The following is a 26,690-nucleotide window of genomic DNA, read 5'->3' as shown; positions in this document are numbered from 1 at the left end:
AAAGCGGGCGAGGCGGCGCATCGCGAGATGCACCGGACCAGCGCGCGGAGCGGACTCAGTCGAGCCAGACCAGCACCGCCTCGCCCGCCTGAGCCGCTGCCCCGAAGAACGGAGCCAGCGGGTCGAACCACCCGCGCACCCATTCGAGAGCACCGGCCTCGTCCCAGTGCTGCGGATAGATCTGCGCGGCCGCCAGCTGGGCGGGATCAACGTCGCGGACCAGGTCGTCGAAGGGCAGCCGGGCCAGAGTCTGGGCTGCGAGCTTGACCTGGTCGGTATCCAGGTACTTCGCCGGTCCGTAGCCCCAGTCCTCGTCGGTGAACGCCTGCTCGCCATGAACGATGTCCACGGGGAACCCGGCCCGTTCGAGGAGGAAAGCGACGGCGTGCCACGCCTTGTGGGTCGTCAGCTGCCGGGCGTCCGCAGGGGCAACGTCGTTGACGCCATCGCTCTCCATGACCTCCTCGACGTGCTCGAACGCCCACTCCGGATCCTCGATCGCCCGTTCTAGCTCGGCGACGGTCACGCGCAGGTACTCACCATTCATGCTCACCAGCGCAGAGTACGAGGAACCACTGACACAGCCGTCCGGGAGCCTCGCCCAGCAACTGGAGCCAGATCAACTTGCTGCAGCCTGGAGCCCGAAGTACCTGCTGCAGCGGTCCCCAAAGAACCTGCTAGAGACATGATCTGGACCTTCGTCTGTCGGTAGGTGAGAAACGCGCCCAACGACGCTACGGCGCCGGTGATCCCGGCGCCAAGCACCGCTGCAAGTCCTGAGTCCGTGCGTGCATGATGTTCGATCGCCGCAACACCCCGGGCCCCGGGTCCGGGAGCAAGGCGTCAGGACAGTGGGAGATCCACGAGCATCACGGCGTACACCGGGGAGTCCGGGAACGGCTGGTCCTTCCCGACCCTCCTGTAGCCCCAGGACTCGTACAGGGCTTCCACCTTCGGGTGCGTCACGTCTACCAGAAGCACCGCGAGATCTTCGTTCCTGGCGTCCATCAACGCTTTGTGAAGGCGCTCGGCCGCGCCCGTCTTCCGCCACTGCTCGCGCACCATCAGCTCCGAGAAGTGGAACGTGCGGCTTTTCTCCGGCGCCGGGCCCAGGTGCTCCCGCCACCACTCGCGCCCCTCCGCTCCAGGGGCGCCGTACGCGAAGCCCGCCACGTCGGCGCCGTCGTACGCGATCACGCAGGAGAAGCCGGGGTTACCTCCCCAGTGATCCACGAACCAGGGGAACTTCTGCCGGAAGTCGTCGTCCGCCATCCGGTCGGCGTGCACATCCGCGTGCACGTCGATCAACGTCTGTCGGATCTCCGACAGGTCGTCGTGGGTGTACTGGCGCAGTTCCAAGGCAGAAGTCATCGGGCCTGGCTCCATTCTGATCGGTAACGGTCCTCCCACTCTCGCGCAGTGCCGGAGTCCGGCGCGAGGGTGGTCAAGTCGCGGTAGAAATCTCCGAGGTAGGAGCGCATCCGGCCCGGCAGGGGGTTGCCGGTCATCAGCGCGAATACCTGCTCAGCTGTGGCGCACGCCTGGTCCACGTCCCGTTGGTGAAGCTGTGTCAGGGCGAGTTGCAGGGTGGCCAGCGCCCGGTTCCGTCGGTACTGCTGCGGGATGGCCGCCAGGGCGCGGTGTGAAGCTGCCTCTGCGCCCGCAGAGTCCCCGATGTCATCCCGGACGATGGCAGTGATGGCCAGTAGCTCCGCAGGCCCGTAGAACGCCACCCATGATGGTCGGGACTCCTCCAGGGACGCCTTCGCCAGAGCGTCTTCCGCGTGCCCCAGCGACCGCAGGGCGCCCTGGCGGTCGCCGACGGTGGAATGCCCGATCGCCGTGCGCGCGTGGGCGAGGGAGGCGAACAGGGGATCGCGCCGTGTGACGGCGGTCGCCTGCGCCGCTTGGCCCGCGTCCACGGCTTGTGAGAACTCACCGCGATGGACCGCGAGCATGGCGTGTGAGTTCCACACGCGCAGCTCCGCCACCGGGTCCTTCCCCATGCCTGCCAGGTACAGCGCGCGGTTCAGGTGGCCCTGTGCGCGGTCGCTCTGGCGGGCATCCACGGCCGACCACGCTGCCGACGCGGTGTAGTTCGCGGCCATGCTGAAGAGGCGCTGCCGGATGCGTTGGGAGGCTGCGCGCTTCTGTAGGTCCAGGGCCTCCGCAGCACCTGCGAGCGCGGCCCGCTCCAGGGCCTCATGCCCACCTCTGGAGGCGTCCAGGGCTGTCAGGGCGTCCAGGCCGCTGCGGAGGCGGATCACGTCGGTGGTGCCCACCGCGTGCGGCCTGGCGGCGATCAGGGGCACGACGGCGGCGGTGAGGAATTTCCTGCGGTGCACAGGGTCCTCCGTCCTGGTAGGGCTAGGTCTGCCCGCTGGGGGTGTGAAGCCCAGTTCCCCGGCGGTACAGCCGAATACTGCCTCCACTGCTTCGCGCTGCCGAGGGTGGGGCCAGCGGGTCTTTCCGGTCAGCCAGTGGCGCACCGTGCGATCACTGACCGTGCCCTCCCTGCCGACAGACCGAAGGTAATCGTTCACCGACTCCGCCAACTCGTTCTGGGTCAGCCCTGCTTCTTTGAGCGCGTCCGCCAGGTGTCTGTTCGCCTCCACGTCTTCAAGGTAGCGAGGTAGCAGGGTCGCGGCGTCGGAGCAGCGGCGAAATTTCCGGTTGCCCGCGCTGCACGGTGGCCTGACATTTCCTCACGGGCAGTCACAAGGCGTCGTTGACTGAGTGACAGGCCGCCACCGGATAAGGACAGCGCGGTGGCAGGACAGAGAGGCCCGTCCCTGGCCCCCGTCGGGGGCGAACTGTGCCTCCAGCACACTGACGAGGGGTCCTGATGACCGTGACCACCACCTCCCGACCCACCGGGCACCCCGGCTACAGCGAGACCCTGCCGCGCGAGCCGGAGAGCGCCGCGACGGCTCGGCGCCTGGTGCGCACCGCCTGCGCTGCCTGGGAGCTGGAGGAGCTGACCGAGGACGGCGCGCTGATCGTCTCCGAGCTGGTGTCCAACGCCGTCCAGCACGCCCGGCGGGAGTCCATCCGGGTCGTTATTGATCGCCCCGGGGTCGCGTGCGTACGCATCGGCGTCGTGGACTTCTCGAAAGCGCCCCCGGTGCCCAAGGAGTCGGACGACGAGGACGAAGGCGGTCGTGGTCTCGCGCTCGTGGCGGAGCTGGCGGAGGACTGGGGCACCGACACGCTGCCTTGGGGGAAACAGGTGTGGGCGCTGTTGCGAAGAAGGGGCGACGGATGAACACGAGAGTGCCTGCGAGGCGGCCCCAACTCTCCTCTTCGACCAACCCAACCGTCATACGTCCCCTTCCGGAGAACTCCACGTGCGCAGCACCGCCCGAGCCCACCTGTCCCAACTGATCGAGCTGTTCGGCACGGATGGACGCCTGGTGATCAACACATCCCCGGACCCCTCCTCGGGCTCCCCACAGGACAGCGCCCCCGACAGCGAGGACGCCGAGGATGCCGAGGCGCCCTGAGTGTCCTCTGAGGCCCACGACGAAGCCCCGGCCGGCGGGGCTTCGTCGTCTCACGGTGTCTCACACAGATCTCACGACTGTGTGGAACGAGCCGTAAAATCTGGCCCTGACCTGGACGTTTCCGTGCTCCCTGGAACTCACGGACCCCTGTGGACGGTGTTTCGTTCACAGGGGGTCAAGTCATGGTGTTGCCTCCCATGGTCCGGCGTCCGCGGAGGGGGAAACGCCCGGTTTTCCATCGTGAATCGTGGCTTCCACTCGCGGAGTCCCAGTCCCTGACGGACCCGCTGGACATGATCCCCGAGGGCCAGGGCGCGGGGTGCGTGCTCTCCGGTGACGGCCAGGGAGTGGTCCCGGTGGCGCGGTGCTTTTCGGCGCAGGACGAAGGAGTACGGACATGCGAGGAATTCCCTCCGGCGAACTGGTCGAGCGGCTGCTGCGGCTGCTCCCGGAAGTGGAGCCCTACGTCGGCAAGGCGGCCGAGCGGCACGGCCTGCGCGCGTCGCAGGTGACGCACTGGGACCAGATCACCACCCACCCGGGGACACTGCTGTCCGAAGTGCTCGCTCACCCGCTCTTCCAGCCCTTGATGGAATCCGCCGAGATCGACGCGGCGGCGGAGGAATTCCTGACGCGCTGATTCGAGTTCGTCGAGGGCCTGGAGGAGAGTCGCGGGGGCGAGCTGGTGGACACGGCCTACTTCACCTTCGTGGAACCTCTCCTGGAGAGCAGGGACGTACTCGACCGCGCCTTCCGGTTCGCCCGGCCGCGGACCCGGGCGGAGATCCTGTCCATGCTGAGAGGCTGGAACATCCCCGTGGACCCGTCCTGGGAGGGCACGTCGCAGGAGGGCCCGTCGTAGGAGACCCCGTCAAGGGAGGGGGAACAGCGGAGTCAGGGCTTGCGGAACGCTCGGGTGGCGGGGAAGACGCGGAAGAAGCCCCGGCGGGAAGCGCGGTGAAGCCCCGGCGGGAAGCGCGGTGAAGTCCGGCGAAGAGGCCCGTCGCGCCGGCCCCGCCGCCGGCCGATCGGTCAACGGCCCGTCAGATTTCATGTTCACGTCATTGTGCGCCAGGGTGGGCGTCATCCGGCGGCCGGAGAGTGGCGGCCGTTCGCGCGTCAACCGCCCCCAGTGTTCTGGAGACCCCATGAAGCTCCGGCGATCCGCCCGCGCCGTCTTCCTCACCGTCCTGCTCTCCGCCGGACTCCTCGCCGCGCCGACCCAGGTGTACGCGGCCGAGCCCAGCGACGCCGATCTCGCCTACCGGTGGGCCCCCGTCCACTACCAGGACACGTCGTCGGCCTACTACACGGCCGACTACCTCGCGCGGGTCGACTACGACGGGGACTGGAACACCCTCAACAACTGGGAGAACCTCGACGCCAACGCCGCCCGGCTGACCGGCACGGCGTACTACTCCGTGGTCGAGACGGAGACCCACTGGTACATCACGTACGCCTTCTACCACGCGCGCGACTGGAAGGACTACCCGCTCAACCTGTTCTCGCACGAGAACGACATGGAGGGTGTCCTGGAGGTCGTCGGCAAGGACGGCGGCACGTACGGAACACTCCAGGCGGCGGTCACCCTGGCGCACGACAACTACTACCAGTACGTACCGGCGGGCAGTCCCTTCAAGAACAACCGCGAGAACATCGACGGCGCCCTGCTCATGGAGGACCACGACGGCGCCCAGCACCCCACGGTCTTCCAGGAGGACCGCGGCCACGGGGTGTACAACTGGAGCGGCGGCGCCTTCCCGGGCGGCGACGGCATCGTCTACCGCCCCAGCCGCACCGCCGGTACGGTCCCGACCGGGGGCAACGACCGCGCCGCCTCCTACCAGCTGGTCGACATCTTCGGGTCCGGCGGCCTCTGGGACCGCCGCGACGCGAAGCCCCCGTACGCCTCCTGGGGTGCCTTCGCCGGGGACAACGGCAAGGACAACGCCGCGCACACCCCCTGGGGCTGGGACGACACGAACGACGGCAGTGACCTCCAGGCCGGTTCCATCGCCACCGACCCGGCCTACCTGATCGCCCAGTACTTCGCGAACACCGGACCGCTCAGCCGGACTTACCTCCGCAACGCCTACCGGTCCTGACGCCACGGCGTGGCCCGGCCGCCGAGCTCATGCTCCGCCGGGCCACCGCCGTCCGTCGAGGGTGGCGCGCGGCCGGGCATCCGGGCCGCCGGGTTCAGGCCGTGTGCGCGCGCGACCCCTTGTGAGGTGAGCGATCCTGTCGGATGCTGACGAGTCTTGTCGCCTTCCGTTCGGAGTTGTCCGATGGATGATGCATCCCGACCGAGTCGCCGATCAGTCCTCGCCACCGCCACCGCCACCGCCTCCGTAGCCCTCGCGGGCTGGGCGGCCTTCGCCGCCCAGAAGCAGGCGTTCGCGGCGGACCGCGCGTCCGCCGAGGCCGGCCCACCCGAGTGGGAAGCCGACCCACGCGTGTTCCAGGTCAACCGGGAGGACGCGCGCGCCCGCCTCGTCCCGTACGCGAGCGCGGCGGACGCCCTGCGCGGCGATCCCGGCGCCTCGCCGTACCACCGGTCCCTCAACGGCACCTGGCGCTTCCACTGGGCCGAGAACCCGGACGCCCGCCCCACCGGTTTCCAGGACCCGGACTACGACGACAGCGGCTGGGACCACATCACCGTGCCGTCCAACTGGGAGATGTGCGGGTACCGGGAACCCATCTACCTCAACATCAGGTATCCCTGGGTGGGTTACGAGACACCCGAGCCGCCGGACGTGCCCCGCTCCTTCAACCCGGTCGGCTCCTACCGTCGTTCCTTCACCGTGCCCCCCGACTGGGCCGGGCGCCGCACCCTGATCTCCTTCCAGGGCGTGAAATCCGCCTTCTTCCTCTGGGTCAACGGCGAACGGGTCGGCTACAGCGAGGACAGCTACACCCCGGCGGAGTTCGACATCGGCGACCATCTGCGCCCCGGCCGGAACACGCTGGCCGTCGAGGTCTACCGCTGGTCCGACGGCAGCTGGCTGGAGGACCAGGACATGATCGACCTGTCCGGGATCTTCCGCGACGTGTACGTCTACGCGGTCCCCCCGGTGCGGGTGCAGGACCTGTTCGTCCGGACCACTCTGGACTCCGCGTTCCGCGACGCCGAGCTCACGGTCGCCGTCGCGGTCCGCGACCTGAGCGGCGGGGAGCCCGGCGAGCACCGGGTCGAAGCGGTGCTGTACGACGCGGCGGGGCGCCCCGTCCTCGGCCGGCCGCTGACCGGCCAGGTGCTCCTCGGCGACGGGGACGCGGCCGTCACACTCCGGGCCGGGGTGCGGGGCCCCGCGCTCTGGTCGGCCGAACAGCCCTACCTGTACACGCTGGTGGTCACCCTCACCGACGGCGCGGGCAAGCCGGTCGACATCCAGCGGACCCGGGTCGGTTTCCGCCAGGTCGACTACGGTCCGGGCACCTTCACCCTCAACGGCGAACCGATCGTGCTGCGCGGCACCAACCGCCACGAGTCGGACCCCGACCACGGGCAGGCCGTCCCCGAGGAACGGATGATCGAGGACATCCGCCTGATGAAGCAGCACAACATCAACGCCGTGCGCACCTCGCACTACCCGAACCATCCGCGCTGGCTGGAGCTGTGCGACGAGTACGGCCTGTACGTCATCGGCGAGACGAACCTGGAGACGCACGGCGTCAACGACCGTCTGCCCGGCTCGCTGCCCGAGTGGACGGACGCCTGCGTGGACCGGCTCCGCTCGATGGTCGAACGCGACAAGAACCATCCGTGCGTCGTCGTCTGGTCGCTCGGCAACGAAGCGGGCCGGGGCGACAACTTCCAGGTGATGGCCGACTGGGTGCACGCCCGCGACGCCTCCCGCCCCGTCCACTACGAGGGCATGAGCGACGTCGCCGACCTGCAGAGCCAGATGTACACCGTCCCGGCGGACGTCGAGGCGTACGGCAGGTCCGGCAGGACCAAGCCGTTCATCCTGTGCGAGTACGCGCACTCCATGGGCAACAGCACCGGCAACCTCCAGGAGTACTGGGACGTCCTGGAGCGCTACCCCAACCTGCACGGCGCCTTCGTGTGGGACTGGGTCGACCAGGCGATCCGGCTGCCCGTGCCGGGGGACCCCCGGCGCACGTACCTCTCCTACGGGGGCGACTGGAGCGACGACTACCCGACGGACGGCAACTTCTCCTGCGACGGTCTGGTGGCCGCCGACCGTACGCCCCACCCCGGCCTGCTGGAGGTGAAGAAGGTCTACCAGCCGGTGGCCGTGACGGCCGCCGACCCGGTCGCGGGAGCCGTGACGGTGCGCAACAAGCATCTGTTCAGCGGCCTCGACGCCTACGAGCTGCGGTGGACCGTGACCCAGGACGGCGACCAGGTGCAGCACGGCACCCTGCCCGCACCGCGCACGGCGCCCGGCGGGGAGTCCACCGTCCGGATCCCCTGCCGCCGGCCCGGCTCACCCGCCCCGGGCGCGGAGTACCTGCTGAACGTGTTCTTCGTGCTCCGGGACGCGACCCGCTGGGCGGACGCCGGACACACCGTCGCCACCGGCCAGATCACCCTGGACTGGCACGTTCCGGCCCCCGCCGACCCCGACCCGGCCACCCTGCCCGCCCTCACCCTCACCGAGAGCGGGACGAGCGTGCGGATCACCGGGCGGGACCTGGAGGTCGTCCTCGACAAGGCGGCGGGCACCCTCGGCTCGTACCGCCACAAGGGGCGATCGCTGCTCGCCGGCGGGCCCGTACCGAACTTCTGGCGCGCTCCGACCGACAACGACATCGGACGGGACGCCCAGCAGAACCTGCGCACCTGGCGGGACGCGGGCACGGACCGCACCGTGACCTCCGTCGACACCGGGCAGCCGGCGCCGGGCGAGGTCACCGTCGAGGTGACCGCGACCCTGCCCACCGCACCCTCGGCGTCCGAGTGGCACACCGTCTTCACGGTGCGCGGCGACGGCGAGATACGGGTCCGGCACACGCTCACCGCCCCCGACGGCCTGCCCGATCTGCCGCTCGTCGGCGTGCTGGTGACCGTCCCCGAGGGTTTCGAACGGCTCGACTGGTACGGGCGCGGACCCCACGAGAACTACTGGGACCGGCAGACCGGCGCACTGGTCGGGCGCTACCGTTCCACGGTCGACGACCAGATCGCGGCCTACGCGCGCCCCCAGCAGACCGGCAACATGACCGACGTACGGCGTCTGACGCTGACCGACGGGTCCGGATCGGGCCTGACGGTGCTGGCCGATCCCGCAGACGGCGAGCCCCTGCTGGAGACCAGCGCCCTGCACTACGCGCCGGCCGACCTGGAGGGTCCCGGCCATCCGTACGAGACCGAGCGGCGTGCCGAGACGGTCCTCGGGATCAACCACCGTCAGACCGGGGTCGGCGGCAACGACTCCTGGGGTGCCCCGCCGCTGGCGCGGTACCTGCTGCACGCCGGCCGCACGTACACCTACGCCTACCGGCTGCGGCCCGCGGATCTGTGACCCGTACGGGCCTCCACGGCCGCTCGCGCCGTGGAGGCCCGGGACGGCCCGCCCACCGCCGGACGCCGGGACTCCGGCGGGCCGGCGGGCGGGGCACCGCGGGGCGGTGCGGCTCAGCGGGCGTTACGGCGTTCGAGGAAGATGCCGGTGAACACGGCGACCTTGGCGCGCAGGGCCCAGGGGTCGAAGGGTTTGCCGATGTAGTCGACCGCGCCGGCGGCGTAACCACGGGCGGAGTGTTCGGCGTCGACCCCCATCGCCGTGAGGAAGATGATCGGGACGTCCCGGGTCCTGCTGCGGCGCTTGATGTGGGCCGCGGTCTCGTAGCCGTCCATCTCCGGCATCTGGACATCCATGATGATCACGGCGAAGTCATCGTGATCCAGCAGGGCCTTGAGGGCCTCGCGGCCCGAGGAGACGGCCACCAGCTCCTGGTCCAGGGTCGCGAGGACAGCGGTCATCGCCAGGAGGTTGTCCGGCTGGTCGTCGACGATCAGCACCCGGGGCATGATCCGGGCGGAGGACGCGGTGACCGGATCGGGGATGGGGGTGAGGGCGTGGGGTCCCGCCGACTGCTGCGCGGCCTCGATGGTCTCCAGCTGACGCTCCAACAGCTCGCACCGCTCCTCCGCCTGGGCACGCCGTCGTCGCGTGTCGGTCAACTCGGCCGACAGCCGGAACACCTCCTGCTGGAGGGCGTCGCGCTCGTACAGCAGCCCGTCGCGGTCGGGCGAGGCCGCCGCCAGGGCGTCGGCGCGCGCCCGCTCGGCGCTCCACTCCGCCTCCAGCTGGTTCAGCCGTACTTCCAGGTCCGCGATGCGGTACTTGCGGTCCAGCAGCGCTTCCCCGAGCACGTCACCGTGGGCCGTGGACCGCCTGGCGACGCGGTCCGCGTCCGCCAGTTGCAGCTCCAGCAGCTCCACGGCGTGCTTGGGGGAGGCGCTCGTCTGTACGGCGGCGTTGTGCAACTCCCTCACCAGCTCGATCGCTTCGGGTGTCGCCGCTGTGCCCCGGTGCTCGGCCAGGTCGGTGAGCAGGTCCATCACCACCTCCCAGGGCGGGATCCGCGTCCCGCTCAGGTAGCGCGAGAGCGTGCCGGGGTCCCTGCGACGACGCGCGGCGTATCTGCGTACCGACACCTCCAGCCCGTCGAACAGCTCGCGCATGGCTTCCGCGAGGGCCCGGCTCTGGTAGTTCAGGTGGAGGGCCAGCGGCCGGAGTTCACCCATGGTCGCCGCCGCTCCCGGTGCTCCGCCGGGCGGCCGTGCCGCGCTCACCGGGGTCGGCGTCGGCGGCCACGAGCCGGTCGAGGAACGGAACGGCCAGGCCGAAGGCCGCCGTGCCGCACAGCACACTTCGCGCGGCGCCGTTCCCCGCCAGCGAGGTCAGCACCCCCGCTCCCACACCGGTCAGCACCGCGGCGAACAACACCAGCGCCGACCTCACCGACAACAACGAACGTTCCACCGGATCCCTCCCCGGGCGCCACCGAGGTGACACCGACCGCGTCGCACACCTCCGGAAGGTCGTCCGGAGGTGTGCCACAGCATGGAACGTCCGGAGGGCGTTGCGCTCTTCAACGCTCACATCGGCAACATTGATCATCCGTTGTCGCCCGGGTCCGCGCCTCGCAACGCGCTCTCACCTCAACCGGAACGGCCGGAAAGGCACCGGGGTGTTGCGGCGGCAACGCCCGTCACGCAACAGCCCTGACGACAGCGCCCCGTTATGACGATGCCCGTCACGCGGGACCGGAGCCGTCAGCGGCGCCGTGCCACGGCGGCGGCGGAGAGCGCCGCCCCCGCCGACAGCAGGGCGGCGAAGCCGATCATGGTGATTTCCATGCTCAGTGCTTGATCAGGATGCTGAAGATGATGGACGGCAGGCCCATGCCGATGTAGCCGATGACGAAGAACACGGCCAGGACCCCGGCCCGGGAGTCGGGCTCCGCGACCGACGCGGCCTTGGCCACGCCTCCCTTGAACAGCACACCGGCGCCGGCTCCCGCGACGGCGACCGCCACCAGGTACAGCCACAGGGCGGGGTGGTGGAGGGAGACCGAGACCAGCGCGAGGCCGGCCGGGAAGACGAACGCGCCGACCGTCACCATCCTCGGCAGAGTGAGCCGGCCAGGACGAACTGGCCGGCGGCGGCCGCGAACATCAGGAAGGGAGCCAGCCCCGCCATGAAGTGCGAGTCGATGCCCAGCTTGGTGTGCAGCATGGTGGCGCCCAGCGAGGCGACCAGGCCGAAGAGCGCGAAGCCGAAGAAACCGAGGGCGGAGGCCGGCACGAAGGCGGCCCGCCCGCCGGGGCGCAGGGCGAACCGGTCGGGTCGCTCGGACGCCCGCTGTTCCCGGTCGACCGTCTCGGGGGTGGAGAGGGTCAGCAGGAGGCAGACGGCCATGGCGACCGCGAAACCGACCTGGGTCGTGGTCAGCGGACCGGGGATCCACTGGGCGATCACCCCGGCGAGCAGCGGGCCGAGCGCGAGTCCGCCCAGAGCTCCGCGCACCGGCCCGCCCCGCTGGTGCCGACCGGCACCACGCGTGACCGGCATTACGGACGACGGGCCAGGAAGTCGCGCCCCCATGACCGTCCGGCGCGTACCAGGTCACGTCCCGGGCCGAGCCTGCGCTCCTCGTAGTCCTGGAGCGCGCGCACGGCATCGCCGGGGAAGTCCGTCCCCAGCGCTCCGGCCAGGGCGTCAACGTCCTCCAGGCCGGTGGCGTAACCGTGTCCGGTCATGGGCGATGCCACATGAGCCGCGTCACCGAGTACGGCGACACGGCCCCGGACCAGGCGCTCGGGCAGGTATTCGACGACCGGTGTGCCGTAGACGCGGCGCGTCGCCGCCGCTGTCGCCACGGCCTGCCCCCAGGGGCTGTCCCAGCCGCGGGCGGCCTCGGCGAGACCGGTGAGGATCTCCTCCGGCACCTGCGACTCCCGCAGCGAACGCCGGACGGTCCCGTGCCCGTCGAGGCTGCCCGCCGCGCGCAGCAGGTCGCGCCGGCCGGGGTCGTAGCAGGCGAAGCTGATGGCGCGCTGCCCGCGCCGGGCGCTGCCGTCGTCGCCCGGGACGGCGTAGCCGAGCATCATCCGGTCGCCGCGGTCGTGCCAGGAGAGGCCGCCGTCGGCGGGGCGCGTGCCGGCCGGCAGGTCCCGCTCGTCGATCAGTCCGCGCCACAGCAGGTAACCGGCGTACTGCCCGTCCGGCCGGCCGGGATCGACGGTGGTACGCACCACACTGCGGTAGCCGTCGGCGCCGAGCAGCACCGGGGCCTCCCAGCGCCGCCCGAGGTCGTCCACCGCCCACGCGCCGCCGCCGTCCTGGCCGACCCGCCGGACGCGCACTCCCCGGTGCAGCGTGATGCGAGGATCCTGACCGGCCCTGGCCGCCAGCCACCGGTGGAGGTCCCGCCAGCCCGTGGACTCGCGCCAGCCCGACACCACCGGCAGCTCGCGGGGGTCGTGGCCGGTGACCGTCCGCAGGGCCGCCGTGCTGATCCCGATTCCGCCGCCCCGGCGTTCGCCGGGAGCGGCCTCCAGCACGGTGCTCGCGACACCGGCCCGGGACAGGGCCAGCGCGGTCGTCAGTCCCACCAGGGATCCGCCGACGACGAGCACCGCGTCCCGGGCCGGGAGCCCGGCGGGAGAAGAGTCCATGTCCATGATCGGTACCTCACGAGCGCTCGGCCGGTGGTCCAGGGGACCTCCGCCGGTCGGCACCTTCCAGGGGGTCCTACGCGTACCAACGCCCGTGGCGGCCGGCGCTTCGGAAACGTTGACCGGTCAAGGAAAGCGGCATCCGTTTCGCGCGGGAGGGCGGCGTCCGGTCAGCCTGCGGGCGGCGTCCGGTCGGCGTGCGGGCGGCGTGCGGGCGGCGTGCGGGCGGCGTCCGAAAACTCGCTCTTGCGCCGAACCCCCGTGTCATCGCTTTCTGTATCGGACCGGCTGCCTAAGGTGGCCGTTCCCTGTGTATCCGATCCTGGGAGCTGTGCAGCGATGGGGCAGAAGCCAGTCATGCGGCCGACGGCGTTCACGGGCGGTGCTCCGGCATCGTCGTTGACCATGGGTGTCGAGGAGGAGTTCCAGCTCGTCCACTCCGTCACCGGCGCGCCGGACGCCCGGGGACCCGCCGTCCTGGCCCACGCCGCCCGGCAGCGCACCTCCTCGGCCGAGGACGGCACCTCGCTGCACCAGGAAATACTGGCCTCGATGGCCGAGACGACCACCGGCGTCTGCGGTGATCTCGCCGAGGTGCGCCGCCAGGTCACCGCGGGCCGGGCCCGCCTGGCGGCGGCGGCCCGGGAGGAGGGCCTGCGTCCGCTCGCCGTGGGGGTCCACCCCGCGCCCGCCCCGCCGCGACAGGTCTCCGGGACCGAGCACTACCGGTCCATGCATGAGCTGTACGGGCAGCTGGTCACCGAGACGGAGACCTGCGGATGCCATGTCCATGTGGGCACCCTGGACAAGGACGACGCGGTCACCGCCGTCAACCACCTGCGGCCCTGGCTGCCCACCCTGCTGGCGCTCTCGGCCAACTCCCGTTTCCACAACGGCCTGGACACCGGCTACGCGAGCTGGCGCACGATCCTCCTCTCCCGGTGGCCGACCAACCACATCCCGCCGCACTTCGAGTCCGCCGCGCACTACGAGGAGACTCTCGCCTCCCTCCACCGCGCCGGTGTCCTGCGGCCCGAGGCCAACGCCTACTGGCTGGCCCGCCCCTCCAGCAGGCTGCCCACCGTCGAGATCCGGGTCGCCGACGTCTGCGCCACCGTCGACGGAGCCGTACTCCAGGCAGGCCTCGCCCGCGCACTGGTTCACACGGCCCTGAACGACACGGCTGACCCGCCCGCCACGAGCGACGGCCAGTTGCTGGCCGCCGCGCTGTGGACGGCGGCCCGCCACGGCATCGGCGGGCCCGCCATCCACCCGCGTACCGGCGACCGGATCCCCGCGGCCGGCCTGGTCCGGGAGCTGTTCGCCACCCTCCGCCCGGCTCTGCGCGAAACGGGTGACCTGGAGGAGATGGAACAGCTGCTGGCCGACATCCTGCGCGACGGGACCGGGGCGGACCAGCGGCGCGGGAGCGGCGCCGGGGCCGCTCCCGCGCACGAGTCGTCCGGATGAGCACGGCCCTGGGGCCCGGTCCTCAGGAGGAGTACACGCTCAGGGTGGAGAGCTGTCCGGCCGGCCACCCGGTGTTGGCGGTGAACTGGAGCCGTACGTAACGGGTGGTGACCACGGTGGGAAGCGTCACCGTGGTGGTGTTCCCGCCGGCGGGGTCGAAGGTCCGCCCCGCCGCGCCCGCCAGCGTGGTGAAGTCCGTGCCGTTCGCGCTGCCGAGCACGGCCACCGTCTGCGTACGGGTTGCCCAGGCCGGGTCCGGGGGCAGGGCGAGGACCACACGCTTGACGGCGGACGCGGCTCCCAGATCGACCTGGATCCACTGCGGGAAGGCGTTGTTGGCGCTCTCCCAGTAGCTCCCGCTGTTCCCGTCGACAGCGTTGCCCGGCCCGTACACCTGGGTGTAGCTGCTGGCCGTGGCGGGTTTGCGCAGTGCCAGGTCGCCGGACGGCTGCGGATCACCCCCGCCCCCTCCCGGCGTCGGGGCGGTCGGCCGTACGGGAGTCAGCGCCAGCTCGCCCCTGAGCATCCGGCCGCCGTCGCCCGTCAGCCGCAGGTAGTAGTCCGACGAGCAGGCGGTGCCGTCCTCGTCGAGCGCCCGGATACCGGAACCCACCGGGATCTGCGAGGCGTTCTCGGCTGTCTTGGCGATCTGGTTGCCCTCGTTGTACTCGTCGAACATCGAGATGTAGATGCCCTGGGCGCCGACCCGCACCATGTTGTAGAACTGCCGCCACATGAAGTCCCCGTGGGCGCGGTGACCCGCCTGGAGGTCGCCGGGGAGCACACAGGGCTGGTAGTCCACGCCGTGGGCGTTGCAGTCGGCCTGGTCGGGGGTGTTGACCGAGGTGTAGAAGTTGTCGGTGTCCGCGACATTGGCGATGCGCCCCACCATCCACGGGGACAGCATGTCGAAGGCGTGGTAGAGGTCCATGAAGCCGGCGCGGGAGTCCTCGTTGCCGCTGCGCCAGTGGGTCGGCACCCCGCCCATCACGTAACAGCCCTGCGCCTTGAACCAGTTGACGACGTCCAGACAGTCCGCGACCGGCCAGTTCTTGTTCGCCTCGTTGAAGCCGAAGCCCCAGATGCCCACCACCGGCTTGCCGTTCTGCCGGGCGTACGCGGACGACGCCGTGTGGGCACGCATCTTGTTGGTCCAGTCGTCCTTGAGCTCCTGCTTCATGTTCGTCCACCCGGTGGCGTCGTACATGATGTAGAACTTGCGGCCCTGGCTCTCCGCCGAAGCGCGCACCTTGACGGCCATGGCGTCGCGCGTCGGGCCTTCCCCGCCGTTGGGGTTGAAGCGCTGCAGCGCGGCGGTGTCGATCCCGTTCTGCCGCATCCAGCTGAAGTGCGTGTCGACCGTCTGCTGGTCGTACGAGGAGAACAGCGTCGCCGGCTGCCCGCTGCCGAGGGCCGCGTAGGCGGTCCGGTAGGTGTGCGTGTAGTCGCGGTTGTCGGGCCAGCTCTTGATGGCGTTGTTGCCGGGCGACGGCGACTGGCCCCAGTTCTGGCTCCAGTGCCACCAGCCGTTGATCGGAGCCCCGTCGCCCGAACAGGCGAACCAGCCCTGGTAACCGACGGTGATCTTGCCGACGACATCCCCGGGCGGGGAGGCGGCGGGAGCGGACGGTGCGGCTGCCGCCGGTGTGGCGGCCGACAGGCCCGCGACCGTGGCGGTGGCGGTACCGGCGAGCGCGGACACGATGACGGACCGTCTGGAGATGCTCACGGGATTTCCTCGCAATCGGCTGGACCGTGGGGTACGAGGAGTGGCCGGCGTCCCGTCCGGCCACCCGCGGACAACCTAGGGACATGACCGTGCATGGACAAGATGACCGTGCGCAAATTTTTGACGCGCGTGCACAAAATCCTGCCCGTTCATCGGGAAAAATCTGCGTCCGGCCTGGTGTCGCGGTCCAGGTCGCATCCCGCGCCGGGGACGGACGGCGACCGCTCTCGGTAGCGTCGACGTATACGCCGAGGTGAACAGAGCGATCCAGGAGGGTCAGCATGGCTGCAACCGACGTGCCGACCGATCACGGCACGTATATCGGTGCCACGTCGGCCGAGCTTTCGAGGAAGACGACCGCGGACAAGCTGGCCGGAGGGGTGAGCCAGCAGGCGCTGTTCCTGCGGCGGGGCAATATCGCGCTCTACACCGACCGGCTGGTGCTCATGGGGTGGAACGACGCCGGGGACCTCGTCCTGCGGCGCGCGGACATCCGGTCCGCGCGGGCCAGATTCACCGAGCTCTACGGCCGCTTCATCGGCGGCCTGCTCAACAGGGGAAAGCCGCTGATCCTGGACACCACCCACGCGGGCGAGATCTACCTCCTGATCAACCGCAGGGAGTTCATCGAGACCACCGACGACCTGGAGTGGGTGCGGGTGCTCAACGCCTGGCTCGCCCCGGTCTCCTGAGCCGCGACGAGCCGGCGACGAGCCATGACGAGCCGCGACGAGCCATGACGAGCCATGACGAGCCATGACGAGCCGTGACCTGGGCCTGACCGTCGGCGTGCTTTCCGCGTCAGGCGGAGCCGCCGTTCGGTCCGCGAGAAGTTGCCGCCCCCGTGCTCCGCGCGGATCATGCTGGGAGGCCGCTCCCGCGGCCCGGAGCGACGCCCGGAAGGAACCGAGAGGGGGCCGGGGGCCCACATGCGCTACCGCACCCGCGTGACCGCACCCATGGCCGCGCTGCTCGGCACGGCGGCCGCTCTCACCCGCTCCCCGGCAGCGCTGGCACAAAGCTCACGGACACCGGCGCCCGGCCCGGCGAACCGGGGCACCCCGGGCGGCGAGGGCCTGGGCGACCCGGTCTTCCCCCGCCTCGGCAATACCGGCTATCGCGTCACGGCCTATCTGCTCGACTTCACCTACCGCGCCACACCCCGGCTGGTCGACGCGCGCGTCACGATCACCGCGTACGCCACGCAGGATCTCTCCCGCTTCTCGCTCGACGCGTACGGCCTCCGCGTCCACGGCGTGTGGGTGGACGGCCGGAAGGCGGCATTCCGCCAGGCGGCCCGGAAGCTGGTCGTCACTCCGGCGTCCCCGGTCGGGAACCGCGCGAAGCTGGTCGTACGGGTCGACTACACCGCCGACCCCCGAGGGCTCCGGGCGCCGCACAACGGTTGGGTGCCCACGCCTGACGGCTTCGCCGTGGCCGGACAGCCGGACCTGGCGCACACGGTCTTCCCGTGCGACGACCATCCCAGCGACAAGGCGCACTTCACCTTCCGGGTCACCGTCCCGGACGGGCTGACGGCCGTCGCCAACGGCTCGCTCGTCTCCACCGCCGGAGCGGGCGGCACGACCACCGCCACCTACCGCTCGCGCGCCCCGATCGCGACGGAACTGGTGCAGGTCGTGGTCGGGCACTACCGCGTGATCGAGCGGCGGGGGCCGAACGGACTGCGGCTGCGCGATGTCGTACCGGCCGCCCGCGTCAGGGCACTTGAGCCCGCCCTCGCCCTGACGCCGGGCCAGCTCGGCTGGCTGGAGCGGCGGCTCGGCCGCTTCCCGTTCGAGACGTACGGCATCCTGCCGGTCAACAGCGACGACCCCGGCGCCTTCGGCTTCACCGCGCTGGAGACCCAGACCCTCACCCTCTACAAGCCGGACTTCCTGCTCCAGGGCGAAGAGGTCATCGGCGCGCACATGATGCACGAACTGGTCCACAGCTGGTTCGGCAACCTCGTCTCGCCCGCCACCTGGGCCGACCTGTGGCTCAACGAGGGCCACGCCGACTACTACGCGCTGCTCTACCGCTACGAGCGCGGCTGGTCCGACTCCATCGGGCTCAAGACCATGGAGGCCCGGATGAGGAGCCTCTACGCCCAGGGCGACCAGTGGCGGCAGGACTCGGGACCGGTCGCCGCTCCGACAGCGGCCGACCTCTACGACAGCCAGCGCTACACCGGTGGTGTGCTGGTCCTGTACGCCCTGGGGAAGCTGGTCGGCGAGGACGTCTTCCGCCGTATCGAGCACGCCTTCCTCGACCGGTACCGCGAGACCTCGGCCGGCACCGGGGAGTACATCGCGGTGGCCTCCGAGGTGGCGAACCGCGACCTGTCGGCTTTCCTGCGTGACTGGCTGTACGGGACGAGGACACCGCGCATGCCCGGTCATCCGGACTGGACCGTCGACCGGACGGGGCGTTCCACCGCCACCCGGCGCGACGGAGTGAGGGCCCCGAAGGACCTGGCGAGCGGAACGCTCTGACGGGCGGGTCGCCTCAGCGCCGGAGAGCTACAGCGCCGGAGAGCTACAGCGCCGGAGAACTTTCAGCGCCACAGAGCCTCAGCGCCGGAGAACCTCAGCGCCACAGAGCCTCACGCCTCAGCGGTGGTCGGGGCCCGCAGCTGATCGTCCGGGCCGGGACCGCGTCGCCGGCCGGCCGCGACCGCTTCCAGGACCGGCCGCCAGTCCTCGACCGCGCCCGCGTCCAGCCCGATCACCTTGCCCGCGTCGTCCGCCTGGCGCAGCCGCACCGCGTCCCGCGCCAGGGGATCGAGCGCGAAGGCGGACGCCTCCTCCGGCGACATCACCCCGCCCTGGAGACCCAGGGTCTGCGCGCTCTGCGGCGACAGGACACGCTCCGGCTCCACCGCGGCCAGATAGCGCTTCGCGGGTACGTGCAGCTGTACGAGTCGGGCCACCCGGTCGCCGAGCACCGGGCGGACGGTCTCGGCGGCCCGGTCCGCGTGCCCGGCGTCGTCTCCGGGCAGCAGCAGATGGCCCAGGTCGTGGAGCAGCCCCGCGACCTGGAGCTCCTCGTCCGCCGGATACCGGCGGCGCAGCAGGGCGGCCGTCTGCAGGGCGTGGTCGTGGAGGTCCACCGGGTCGCCGCTGCGGTCCGGCGCGTCCCAGGCGTCCCGGCACGCGTGGAGGAGGTCCATCAGCTCGTCGACCGAGTTCGCCGTCACGACCCGTCCTTCCTCGTCCTGAAATGTCTGCCGTCGTCCTGCCGAGCAGATCACGGGAAAGGGCGGGCAACAGTACGGACCGCTGAACAGGCGGCGAACAGGGGGCGTCCGGCGGGTTCGGACGGAATTCGTGCCCCTTTTCCTCTGTGCGCGGCGGGCGCCGTACGGCACGCTGAGGGCATGAACGCTGCCAGACATGCCGGCGAACGACTGATGACCTGGCCGGGTCTCAGCGGCGGCCGGGCCTACTGCGGCTCAGACCTGTGCGTGCGCGCCGGTACCCAGGAGATCGTGCACTTCCACGGCGAGAACGAGGCCGATGTGCACCTCACCAACCCCATGATCGCCAAGCTGCGACCCGCGCTGAAGAACTCGACCGCGCTGCGGCTGAGAGCGGGCTCCGGCTGGGTCACCGTACGACTCGACACGGGAGCGGACATCGACTTGCTCGCCACCCTGGTCAGCGCGGCGCTCCAGGCCGTCGCGGGCCTGCCCGAGGAGAGCGGCACCGGCCGGATCACCGACCCGTGCACCCGCCACGGCCGCGCCTACTCCCGCTGAGAGTCCCGCCGTGCGTCCGGCGGTGCGATCCCGCCACGCATCCTGCTGGGATCGCACGGAGGACGGCTTTTTCTGCGGATGCGGGATCACCGGGCAGCGGCGATGGTGGGACGTGAGTACGTTCCGAGTGAGGAGCAAGCCATGTCGATGCTCGACAAGCTGAAGGACCTCGTCAAGGGGCACCCGGACCAGGCCCGGCAGGGTGTGGAGAAGGGCGGCGACGCGGTCGACAAGAAGACCGGAAACAAGTACAGCGGCCAGGTCGACAGCGCCCAGCAGAGGCTCGACGACGAGATCGGCGGCGGTGGCCGGCCCCCGAACGACGACCGCCCGCCGCAGGGCTGACGGGCAGGGCTGACGGGCAGGGCTGACGGGCAGGGCCCGCTCGTACCGTGCGCACACGTCACCGGACCGCGACTGGGTCCGGTGACGTGCGCGCACGGTCGCGTCAACCCTTCTTCTTCTCCAGGGCGGCCCGCACCAGCGCGGCGGCGAAGGTGGCCGGGTCCGTGTCGCCCGCCAGCCGCGCGAGGGCCTTGGGCTCGTCCGGCAGCCCGCGCCGGCGCGCTCCCTGAAGGGTCTTGTCGTCCAGATACGGCGCGACCTCCGGCCAGACGCCCTGCACCTCGCGCAGGAAGATGTCCGCGCCGACGGGGCCGAGGCCCGGCACCTCCCGCAGCAGTCCCCGCAGGGCGGTGATCTCGTCACCCTCCGCCCTCTCCGCCGCCTCGCGCAGCCGGCGCAGATCGCCGCCGTACGTGTCGAGAAGCAGCTGGGCTCCGTCGCCGAGCTGGGTGGCGGTGCGTTCGTCGTAGCGGCGGTAACCGCCCCGGCCCAGCGCGTCCACCCGCTCCTGCCAGGTGGCGTCCGCCATGCGACGCGGGCTGCGCAGCCCCGAGTCGGTGAGCGACCGCGAGGTCGCGAGTGCGATGCCGCTGCTGATCCGCGCACTCAACAGACAGGCGAGAACGAGTAGTTGATAGAGCGGCTGAGGGGTGTCCCGCAGGTGGATGTGTGCTTCGTCGGCGTACGTACGGCCGTCGGCGTCGAGCAGCTCCCGAACGGTTTCCCGATTGCTGGACGGTGGCACAACGAGCCTCCTCCATGGGGGAGATGGACCGGAATCAGTCTCGTCCTCCACCATTGTCGCTCGGCCAGGTACCCGTCGCACGCTCGATGACCTGGGCGCCCGACCGGTCCACGGCGCTGCGTACGACCGCGAAAATCGCGCCCTGCACGGCCGCGGCCAGCAGCACCTCTCCCCAGCCACGGTCACGGTCGAGGGCGTCGGGGGCGTTCTCCTCGTGCCGCAGGGCCTTCCAGGTCTGCTGGAAGGCCAGTCCGGCCAGCGCTCCGCCGGCCCACCCGAGCACGAAGCCGACCGGCTTGTAGGCGAGTGAGAGTTTCCGCTTCTTCTGTTTCACCGGGGGTCACCCTTCGCTGATGGCGGCCCTGTCCGGGGCGGGCCGGTTCACGGGACAGGGGACGAGTGCCCTTCTCCGGTGGACGCACACCGCTGGAGCGGGACCCGGCGGGTGTCGCGCGGGGGACGCGGCACCGGCCGGCGGGTGCCGCGTCCGGCCGGAGGGCGGATCAGGCGATGGACGCCGCGACGATCGCGGCCACCGCGATGTTGCAGGACGCGGTGACCCATACCGCCGGGTGCAGCTCCGCCTCCACCAGCGTCGCCCCCAGCTTCCCCGGCGTCACGAGATCGACGATCAGGAACGCCACGGCCATCATCACCAGGCCCAGCAGCCCGAACACGGCGGTCGACACCAGGCCCTTGCCGAAGTCGTCGTACGTCGTCCAGATCGAGGTGAACACGATGCCGCCCACGCCCAGCAGGGCCGAGCTGAGCAGGATCGCCGCGTTGCGGTTCCGCTCCTCCCAGATCTGCTTGCCGAGCTTTCCGGGCGTCAGCGCGTCCACCAGGACTATGCCGAGAATCAGAAGGACCACGCCGAGCGCTCCATAGGCACCGGCCCGGCCAAGTCCGTTGATGATGTCGCTCATTGAGAAATCAGTCTCCCTGGCAGCTGCGGGCAGAAAACGGTCGGGACACAAGCGCCGGTGAATGTATCGCACGGTCCGGGCGGTGGGACCGACCCGTACGGCCCACTAACGCCGCCCCCTCGCCCGCCGGGCAGCCGAGAGTGGGAGTCGTACGCCCGCGACCCCGACCCCCCGGAGCCCGTCATGACCCGTCAGACCCGACGCGACCTCGGCCTGCTCGCCCTGCGGCTCGGTGCCGGGGCGGTGCTCGCCGCGCACGGCACCCAGAAACTCTTCGGCTGGTTCGGTGGTGGTGGGATCAACGGGACCGGCCAGGCCTTCGAGTCCATGGGTTTCCGGCCGGGCCGGGCGACCGCACTCGCCTCAGGCCTCGGCGAGGCAGGCGGCGGGGCGCTGCTCGCGCTCGGGCTGGCCACTCCGGTGGCGGGGGCGGCGGCGGCCGGAGCCATGGCGGGAGCGGCCTCGGTCCATGTCCCCAACGGGTTCTTCTCCCAGAAGGGCGGCCTGGAGTTTCCGGGCGTCCTCGGCTGGACCGCCGCGTCCCTCGGCGTCACGGGCGCCGGCCGCTATTCGCTCGATCACGTCACCGGCCACCGCCTCGACCGGATCTGGATGATCCCCGTCGCCTTCACGGTGAGTGCCGTCGCGGCGGCCGCGCTCATCGGGAAGCGGGTCAAGGGGCTGGCGGCGGCGGAGGACGACGAGGACGCCTGAGGCCCACGCCCGGGGACTTCCGGGCTCGTCCCGCTTACCGGAAGAACCGGAAGAACCGGAAGAACCGGAAGGACCGGAGAGCACGAGGGTCGGCGAGGTCGCGCAAGCGCCGGATCGTGCCCGATCGTGCCGGGTCTTGCCCGATCATGTCCGTGCTGCGCCCGAACTTGTTTACTTCCTGGAAATCTCCCCGTACTCTTTCGGAGAAACCACAGGTTCGGGCACGGAACGGACGTAAATCCACATGTACGCACCGGAGCGTCAGCAGGAGATCCTGCGCCTCGCCCGCGAAGGCGGCCGCGTCGACGTGCTGTCGCTCGCCGAGGAGTTCCAGGTCACCGCCGAGACCGTGCGGCGCGACCTCAAGGCACTCGACCGGGCCGGGCTCGTCAGGCGGGTGCACGGCGGAGCCATACCGTCAGGGCGGCTGGACTTCGAGCCCGACCTGGCCGAGCGCGAGTCCACCGCCGCCGACGAGAAGGACCGCATCGCGCGGGCCGCCCTCGCGGAACTGCCGCCCGACGGCAGCGTGATCCTCGACGCGGGTTCGACCGTGGCCAGGCTCGCGGGGGCCCTTCCGCTGGACTGCGAGCTCACCGTCGTCACCCACGCGCTGCCCGCCGCCGCCCGGCTCGCCGACCACCCGGGGATCGACCTGCATCTCGTCGGCGGCCGGGTCCGGCACCGTACGCGCGCCGCCGTCGACGCCTGGGCACTGCGGGCGTACGGCGAGATCCGTGCCGATGTCGTCTTCCTCGGAACCAACGGCTTCTCGCCCGGCGGCGGTCTCACCACCCCGGATCTCGCCGAGGCCGCGGTCAAGCGTGCCATCGTCGGCGCCGCCCGGCGGGTGGTGCTGCTCGCCGATTCGGCCAAGTACGGGCAGGAGCACTTCGCCCGCTTCGGCACGCTCGCCGACGTCGATCTGGTCATCACCGACAACGGACTCAGCCCTTCGGACGCGGCGGCGATCGAGGCCGCGGGCGCCGAAGTGCTGTGTGTTTAGGAGAAGCGCCGTGAGTACAGCCGTGAGTACAGCCGAGAAGCCCCGGAAGCGATCATGATCCTCACCGTCACCCCCAATCCCAGCCTGGACCGTACGTACGAGGTGCCCGCCCTCGACCGCGGCGACGTGCTGCGGGCCACCGCCGAGCGCGTGGACCCCGGTGGCAAGGGCGTCAACGTCTCGCGAGCCGTCGCCGCGGCCGGACGGCGCACGGTCGCCGTGCTGCCGCTCGGGGGAGCGCCGGGCGCCCTCGTCGCCGCGCTCCTCGCGGAACAGGGCATCGAGGTCGCCCCCGTAGCGCTCTCCGGCACGACCCGTTCCAACATCGCGCTCGCCGAACCCGACGGCACGCTGACGAAGATCAACGCGCCGGGTCCCGAACTCACCGCCGCCGAGTCGGAAGCGCTACTCACCACGATCCGCGCGCAGATCAGCGCGTCCACGCGGCAGGCCGACGCCGCCGGCTGGATCGCCTGCTGCGGCAGCCTGCCGCGCGGACTCGCCCCCGACTGGTACGCCGAGCTGGTCGCCCGCGCCCACCGGGCCGGGGCCAGGATCGCCCTGGACACCTCGGGGCCCTCGCTGCTCGCAGCACTCCGGGAGCGGCCGGATGTCGTCAAGCCGAACGCCGAGGAGCTCGCCCAGGCCGTCGGCCGCCCCCTGGCGACGGTGGGCGACGCGGTCAAGGCGGCGGAGGAACTGCGGGCGTACGGTGCCAGGTCGGTCCTGGCCAGTCTCGGCGCGGACGGTCAGCTGCTGGTGTCGGACGCCGGGACCTACTTCGGCTCCGCGGCGGTCGCCGCCGTCCGGAGCAACGTGGGGGCTGGTGACGCCTCGCTGGCCGGCTTCCTGGTGGCGGGCGGCGAGGGCCCGGAGGCGCTCGCCGCCGCGGTCGCGCACGGTGCGGCGGCGGTACGGCTGCCGGGCAGCGTGATGCCGTCGCCCGGGGACCTGGACCATTCGGCGGTCAGGGTGACCGCCGACGTACCGCTGGACCGTTCCCTCACGGAGCCCGCCCGATGAGCCTTCCCGCCCCTCCTTGCCCCGCCCTGTCCCCGGTCCACGCCCCCGGCGACACCTACGCCCACCCGCACACGTACGCCCACACGCACACCCACGCCGACATCCACACCCACACCCACACCCACACCCACACCCACACCCGCGCGATATCCGAGCAAGGGAGCCCGCGATGAGCGACATGATCACCGCGGACCTGGTCGACCTCGACCTGGCCGCCGAGACTAAAGAGGCAGCGGCCCGCTCGCTGGCCGAACGGATGGTGGCCCTCGGCCGGGTCACCGATCTGGACGGATTCCTGGCCGACGTGGCCGCGCGCGAGGCGCAGATGCCGACGGGCCTGGACGGGGGGATCGGCATCCCGCACTGCCGCAGCGCCCATGTCACCGAGCCGACGCTGGCCTTCGGCCGCTCGGCGCGCGGCATCGACTTCGGCGCCCCGGACGGCCCGGCCGACCTGATCTTCCTGATCGCGGCCCCGGCCGGCGCCGACGACGCGCACCTGTCGATCCTGTCGGCCCTGGCCCGCCGCCTGATGGACGAGACGTTCACGTCCGCGCTCCGTGCGGTGGCGGCGCCCGCGACGGCGGCGTCCCTGGTCAGCGGGGAGGAGACGGCGCAGGGCGCGGCGGCAGCGGACGGGGACGGGCGCCAGGACGAGGACCGGACCGGACGGCAGGACGAGGGCGGCACGGAGGACCGCGTCTTCCGGATCGTCGCCGTCACCTCCTGCCCCACCGGCATCGCGCACACCTACATGGCCGCCGAGGCCCTGGAGCAGGCCGGCCGGGAAGCCGGCGTCGAGATCGTCGTCGAGCCGCAGGGGTCCGCCGGATTCACCCGGGCCGACGCCGCGGTCATCGCCGCCGCCGACGGGGTCATCTTCGCGCACGACGTGCCCGTGCGGGAGAAGGAGCGCTTCGCCGGGAAGCCCACCGTCGATGTCGGCGTGAAGGCCGGTATCAACCGGCCCGCCGAGCTGATCGCCGAGGTACGCGGCAAGGCGGAGCGCGGCGAGACCACCGGCGCGGCCCGCACCGCGCCGGTCGGCGACGCGGGTGACCCGGGGGACGGCTACGGCACCAAGCTGCGCAAGTGGCTGATGTCCGGAGTGAGTTACATGGTCCCGTTCGTCGCGGCGGGCGGCCTCCTCATCGCGCTCGGCTTCGCGATCGGCGGCTACACGATCGACAAGGCCCCCTCGGTCGCCGAACACTTCGTCTGGACGGACACCACGAGCTGGGCGGCCCTGCTGTTCCAGGTCGGCGGCCTGGCGTTCAGCTTCCTCGTGCCGGTCCTCGCCGGCTATATCGCGTACGGCATGGCGGACCGGCCGGGCCTGGTACCCGGCTTCGTCGGTGGTGCCATCGCACTCAGCATCAACGCGGGCTTCCTCGGCGGTCTGGTGGCCGGTCTGATCGCCGGTGGCACCGTCATGGCCATCCAGCGGCTGAAGGTGCATCCCACCCTGCGCGGCATCATGCCGGTGGTCGTGATCCCGCTGATCTCGTCGGCGGTCGTCGGTTTCCTGATGTTCCTGGTGGTCGGCAAGCCGATCGCCTCCCTCCAGTCGGGACTGACCGACTGGCTGTCCGGGCTCTCCGGGAGCAACGCGATCATCCTCGGTATCGTCCTCGGCCTGATGATGTGCTTCGACCTCGGTGGCCCGCTGAACAAGGTCGCCTACGCGTTCGCGGTCGGCGGTCTCGCCACCCCCAACGAGGGCAGCCTGAAGGTCATGGCGGCCGTGATGGCCGCGGGCATGGTCCCGCCGCTGGCGATGGCGCTCGCCACGGCCGTACGGGGCGGACTGTTCACCCGTACCGAACGCGAGAACGGCAAGGCCGCCTGGGTGCTCGGCGCGTCCTTCATCACCGAAGGCGCGATCCCCTTCGCCGCCGCCGATCCGCTCCGGGTGATTCCCTCGGCCATGGCGGGCGGCGCGGTCACGGGCGCGCTGTCGATGGCCTTCGGGTCGACCCTGCGGGCCCCGCACGGCGGCATCTTCGTGGTCCCGCTGATCGGCGCCCCGCTCCTCTACCTGGTCGCCATCGCGGCGGGTACGGCGGTCAGCGCCACGCTGGTCATCATCCTCAAGGGGGCCCGGAAGGCGGGCCGTCCGGACCATCGGCCCGCCCCGGAGGCCGGTACGACCGGGGTCGAGAGCAAGGTGCCGTCCGCCGTCTGAGCCCGGTCCTCACCTCACGTCCCCCACCGACGCGCCCGCGCCGCGAAGCTCCCCGGCTTCGCGGCGCGGGCGCGTCGTGTCGCGCCCGCCCCCACCGCCCCGCCGCCGCCCCCGCCGCGTCCGC

29 protein-coding genes are annotated in these 26,690 nt (G+C 71.3%); 16 read left to right on the top strand and 13 right to left on the bottom strand.

Going from position 1 to position 26,690, the window contains the following annotated elements; translation table 11 throughout:
• Positions 1-55: 55 nt before the first annotated feature.
• The 3 genes from ACIBAE_RS14520 to ACIBAE_RS14510 form a co-directional block, all read right to left on the bottom strand.
• Positions 56-547 carry a YfbM family protein gene (locus ACIBAE_RS14520; protein WP_399285068.1) on the bottom strand — a complete coding sequence of 164 codons (492 nt, stop codon included), beginning with the start codon at positions 545-547 and terminating at the stop codon, positions 56-58.
• 296 nt (positions 548-843) lie between these two features.
• Complete coding sequence (locus ACIBAE_RS14515) at positions 844-1,371, bottom strand: GNAT family N-acetyltransferase (RefSeq protein ID WP_399284962.1); 528 nt, start codon at positions 1,369-1,371, stop codon at positions 844-846.
• Complete coding sequence (locus ACIBAE_RS14510) at positions 1,368-2,615, bottom strand: XRE family transcriptional regulator (RefSeq protein WP_399284961.1); 1,248 nt, start codon at positions 2,613-2,615, stop codon at positions 1,368-1,370. The genes ACIBAE_RS14515 and ACIBAE_RS14510 overlap by 4 nt, the downstream gene beginning before the upstream one ends.
• A gap of 230 nt (positions 2,616-2,845) precedes the next feature.
• On the opposite strand from ACIBAE_RS14510, the gene ACIBAE_RS14505 reads away from it, so the two are divergent.
• The 6 genes from ACIBAE_RS14505 to ACIBAE_RS14480 all read left to right on the top strand — a co-directional run bounded on the left by ACIBAE_RS14505 (position 2,846) and on the right by ACIBAE_RS14480 (position 8,998).
• Positions 2,846-3,265 carry an ATP-binding protein gene (locus ACIBAE_RS14505; protein WP_399284960.1) on the top strand — a complete coding sequence of 140 codons (420 nt, stop codon included), beginning with the start codon at positions 2,846-2,848 and terminating at the stop codon, positions 3,263-3,265.
• An 82-nt stretch (positions 3,266-3,347) separates the two neighbouring features.
• A complete protein-coding gene (locus ACIBAE_RS14500; protein ID WP_399284958.1) occupies positions 3,348-3,503 on the top strand; it encodes a hypothetical protein in 156 nt (51 codons plus the stop codon).
• A 397-nt stretch (positions 3,504-3,900) separates the two neighbouring features.
• On the top strand, positions 3,901-4,143 hold the full coding sequence (locus ACIBAE_RS14495; RefSeq protein WP_399284956.1) for a hypothetical protein: 243 nt from the start codon (positions 3,901-3,903) through the stop codon (positions 4,141-4,143).
• A gap of 45 nt (positions 4,144-4,188) precedes the next feature.
• Complete coding sequence (locus ACIBAE_RS14490) at positions 4,189-4,365, top strand: hypothetical protein (protein ID WP_399284955.1); 177 nt, start codon at positions 4,189-4,191, stop codon at positions 4,363-4,365.
• Between the two features lie 286 nt (positions 4,366-4,651).
• Positions 4,652-5,608 carry a hypothetical protein gene (locus tag ACIBAE_RS14485; protein WP_399284954.1) on the top strand — a complete coding sequence of 319 codons (957 nt, stop codon included), beginning with the start codon at positions 4,652-4,654 and terminating at the stop codon, positions 5,606-5,608.
• A 183-nt stretch (positions 5,609-5,791) separates the two neighbouring features.
• Entirely contained in the window at positions 5,792-8,998 is a 3,207-nt protein-coding gene (locus tag ACIBAE_RS14480) for a glycoside hydrolase family 2 TIM barrel-domain containing protein (RefSeq protein ID WP_399284953.1), read from the top strand.
• Between the two features lie 113 nt (positions 8,999-9,111).
• Here the strand turns inward: ACIBAE_RS14480 and ACIBAE_RS14475 are convergent, their stop codons facing one another.
• The 5 genes from ACIBAE_RS14475 to ACIBAE_RS14455 form a co-directional block, all read right to left on the bottom strand.
• On the bottom strand, positions 9,112-10,227 hold the full coding sequence (locus ACIBAE_RS14475) for a PleD family two-component system response regulator (RefSeq protein ID WP_399284952.1): 1,116 nt from the start codon (positions 10,225-10,227) through the stop codon (positions 9,112-9,114).
• A complete protein-coding gene (locus tag ACIBAE_RS14470) occupies positions 10,220-10,465 on the bottom strand; it encodes a hypothetical protein (protein WP_399284951.1) in 246 nt (81 codons plus the stop codon). Before ACIBAE_RS14470 ends, ACIBAE_RS14475 begins: the two co-directional genes overlap by 8 nt.
• 379 nt (positions 10,466-10,844) lie before the next feature.
• On the bottom strand, positions 10,845-11,108 hold the full coding sequence (locus ACIBAE_RS14465; RefSeq protein WP_399284949.1) for a hypothetical protein: 264 nt from the start codon (positions 11,106-11,108) through the stop codon (positions 10,845-10,847).
• Positions 11,102-11,512 (bottom strand): hypothetical protein, encoded by a 411-nt coding sequence (locus tag ACIBAE_RS14460; RefSeq protein WP_399284948.1) that lies wholly within the window; start codon positions 11,510-11,512, stop codon positions 11,102-11,104. The genes ACIBAE_RS14465 and ACIBAE_RS14460 overlap by 7 nt, the downstream gene beginning before the upstream one ends.
• Before the next feature lie 44 nt (positions 11,513-11,556).
• Complete coding sequence (locus tag ACIBAE_RS14455) at positions 11,557-12,669, bottom strand: FAD-dependent monooxygenase (protein ID WP_399284947.1); 1,113 nt, start codon at positions 12,667-12,669, stop codon at positions 11,557-11,559.
• 333 nt (positions 12,670-13,002) lie between these two features.
• Between ACIBAE_RS14455 and ACIBAE_RS14450 the strand changes: the two genes are divergently transcribed.
• Positions 13,003-14,133: a glutamate--cysteine ligase gene (locus ACIBAE_RS14450; protein WP_399284946.1), complete on the top strand. Its 1,131-nt coding sequence runs from the start codon at positions 13,003-13,005 to the stop codon at positions 14,131-14,133.
• A gap of 22 nt (positions 14,134-14,155) precedes the next feature.
• Here ACIBAE_RS14450 and ACIBAE_RS14445 read toward each other — a convergent pair whose 3' ends face one another.
• On the bottom strand, positions 14,156-15,862 hold the full coding sequence (locus ACIBAE_RS14445; protein WP_399284945.1) for a discoidin domain-containing protein: 1,707 nt from the start codon (positions 15,860-15,862) through the stop codon (positions 14,156-14,158).
• A gap of 281 nt (positions 15,863-16,143) precedes the next feature.
• On the opposite strand from ACIBAE_RS14445, the gene ACIBAE_RS14440 reads away from it, so the two are divergent.
• Complete coding sequence (locus ACIBAE_RS14440) at positions 16,144-16,554, top strand: hypothetical protein (protein WP_399284944.1); 411 nt, start codon at positions 16,144-16,146, stop codon at positions 16,552-16,554.
• A gap of 237 nt (positions 16,555-16,791) precedes the next feature.
• Complete coding sequence (locus tag ACIBAE_RS14435; protein WP_399284943.1) at positions 16,792-18,357, top strand: M1 family metallopeptidase; 1,566 nt, start codon at positions 16,792-16,794, stop codon at positions 18,355-18,357.
• A gap of 110 nt (positions 18,358-18,467) precedes the next feature.
• Here ACIBAE_RS14435 and ACIBAE_RS14430 read toward each other — a convergent pair whose 3' ends face one another.
• The gene (locus tag ACIBAE_RS14430) at positions 18,468-19,034 is read right to left on the bottom strand and encodes an HD domain-containing protein (protein ID WP_399285066.1); all 567 of its coding nucleotides are present in this window, start codon (positions 19,032-19,034) and stop codon (positions 18,468-18,470) included.
• 207 nt (positions 19,035-19,241) lie between these two features.
• Between ACIBAE_RS14430 and ACIBAE_RS14425 the strand changes: the two genes are divergently transcribed.
• Positions 19,242-19,622, top strand: a complete 381-nt coding sequence (locus ACIBAE_RS14425) for a luciferase family protein (protein ID WP_399284942.1) — start codon at positions 19,242-19,244, stop codon at positions 19,620-19,622.
• A 141-nt stretch (positions 19,623-19,763) separates the two neighbouring features.
• A complete protein-coding gene (locus ACIBAE_RS14420; protein WP_399284941.1) occupies positions 19,764-19,967 on the top strand; it encodes an antitoxin in 204 nt (67 codons plus the stop codon).
• Positions 19,968-20,070: 103 nt separating this feature from the next.
• Here the strand turns inward: ACIBAE_RS14420 and ACIBAE_RS14415 are convergent, their stop codons facing one another.
• From ACIBAE_RS14415 to ACIBAE_RS14405, 3 genes are all read right to left on the bottom strand, one after another.
• Complete coding sequence (locus ACIBAE_RS14415; RefSeq protein WP_399284940.1) at positions 20,071-20,712, bottom strand: endonuclease; 642 nt, start codon at positions 20,710-20,712, stop codon at positions 20,071-20,073.
• Between the two features lie 34 nt (positions 20,713-20,746).
• On the bottom strand, positions 20,747-21,046 hold the full coding sequence (locus ACIBAE_RS14410; protein ID WP_399284938.1) for a DUF4235 domain-containing protein: 300 nt from the start codon (positions 21,044-21,046) through the stop codon (positions 20,747-20,749).
• A gap of 169 nt (positions 21,047-21,215) precedes the next feature.
• Complete coding sequence (locus ACIBAE_RS14405; protein ID WP_399284937.1) at positions 21,216-21,638, bottom strand: DUF350 domain-containing protein; 423 nt, start codon at positions 21,636-21,638, stop codon at positions 21,216-21,218.
• Positions 21,639-21,821: 183 nt separating this feature from the next.
• Between ACIBAE_RS14405 and ACIBAE_RS14400 the strand changes: the two genes are divergently transcribed.
• The 5 genes from ACIBAE_RS14400 to ACIBAE_RS14380 all read left to right on the top strand — a co-directional run bounded on the left by ACIBAE_RS14400 (position 21,822) and on the right by ACIBAE_RS14380 (position 26,566).
• Complete coding sequence (locus tag ACIBAE_RS14400) at positions 21,822-22,352, top strand: DoxX family protein (RefSeq protein ID WP_399284936.1); 531 nt, start codon at positions 21,822-21,824, stop codon at positions 22,350-22,352.
• A 244-nt stretch (positions 22,353-22,596) separates the two neighbouring features.
• Positions 22,597-23,358 (top strand): DeoR/GlpR family DNA-binding transcription regulator, encoded by a 762-nt coding sequence (locus ACIBAE_RS14395; protein WP_399284934.1) that lies wholly within the window; start codon positions 22,597-22,599, stop codon positions 23,356-23,358.
• A 54-nt stretch (positions 23,359-23,412) separates the two neighbouring features.
• Positions 23,413-24,381: a 1-phosphofructokinase gene (gene pfkB / locus ACIBAE_RS14390; RefSeq protein ID WP_399284933.1), complete on the top strand. Its 969-nt coding sequence runs from the start codon at positions 23,413-23,415 to the stop codon at positions 24,379-24,381.
• Positions 24,378-24,554 carry a hypothetical protein gene (locus ACIBAE_RS14385; RefSeq protein WP_399284932.1) on the top strand — a complete coding sequence of 59 codons (177 nt, stop codon included), beginning with the start codon at positions 24,378-24,380 and terminating at the stop codon, positions 24,552-24,554. Before pfkB ends, ACIBAE_RS14385 begins: the two co-directional genes overlap by 4 nt.
• On the top strand, positions 24,551-26,566 hold the full coding sequence (locus tag ACIBAE_RS14380) for a fructose-specific PTS transporter subunit EIIC (protein WP_399284931.1): 2,016 nt from the start codon (positions 24,551-24,553) through the stop codon (positions 26,564-26,566). Before ACIBAE_RS14385 ends, ACIBAE_RS14380 begins: the two co-directional genes overlap by 4 nt.
• The last annotated feature ends 124 nt before the right edge of the window (positions 26,567-26,690 follow it).

The sequence above is a fragment of the Streptomyces sp. NPDC051569 genome, from assembly GCF_044454085.1.
In the GTDB taxonomy this organism is placed as follows: domain Bacteria; phylum Actinomycetota; class Actinomycetes; order Streptomycetales; family Streptomycetaceae; genus Streptomyces.
The sequence above is the reverse complement of the archived record's forward strand: the minus strand, read 5'-3'. Positions and strand labels throughout refer to the sequence as shown.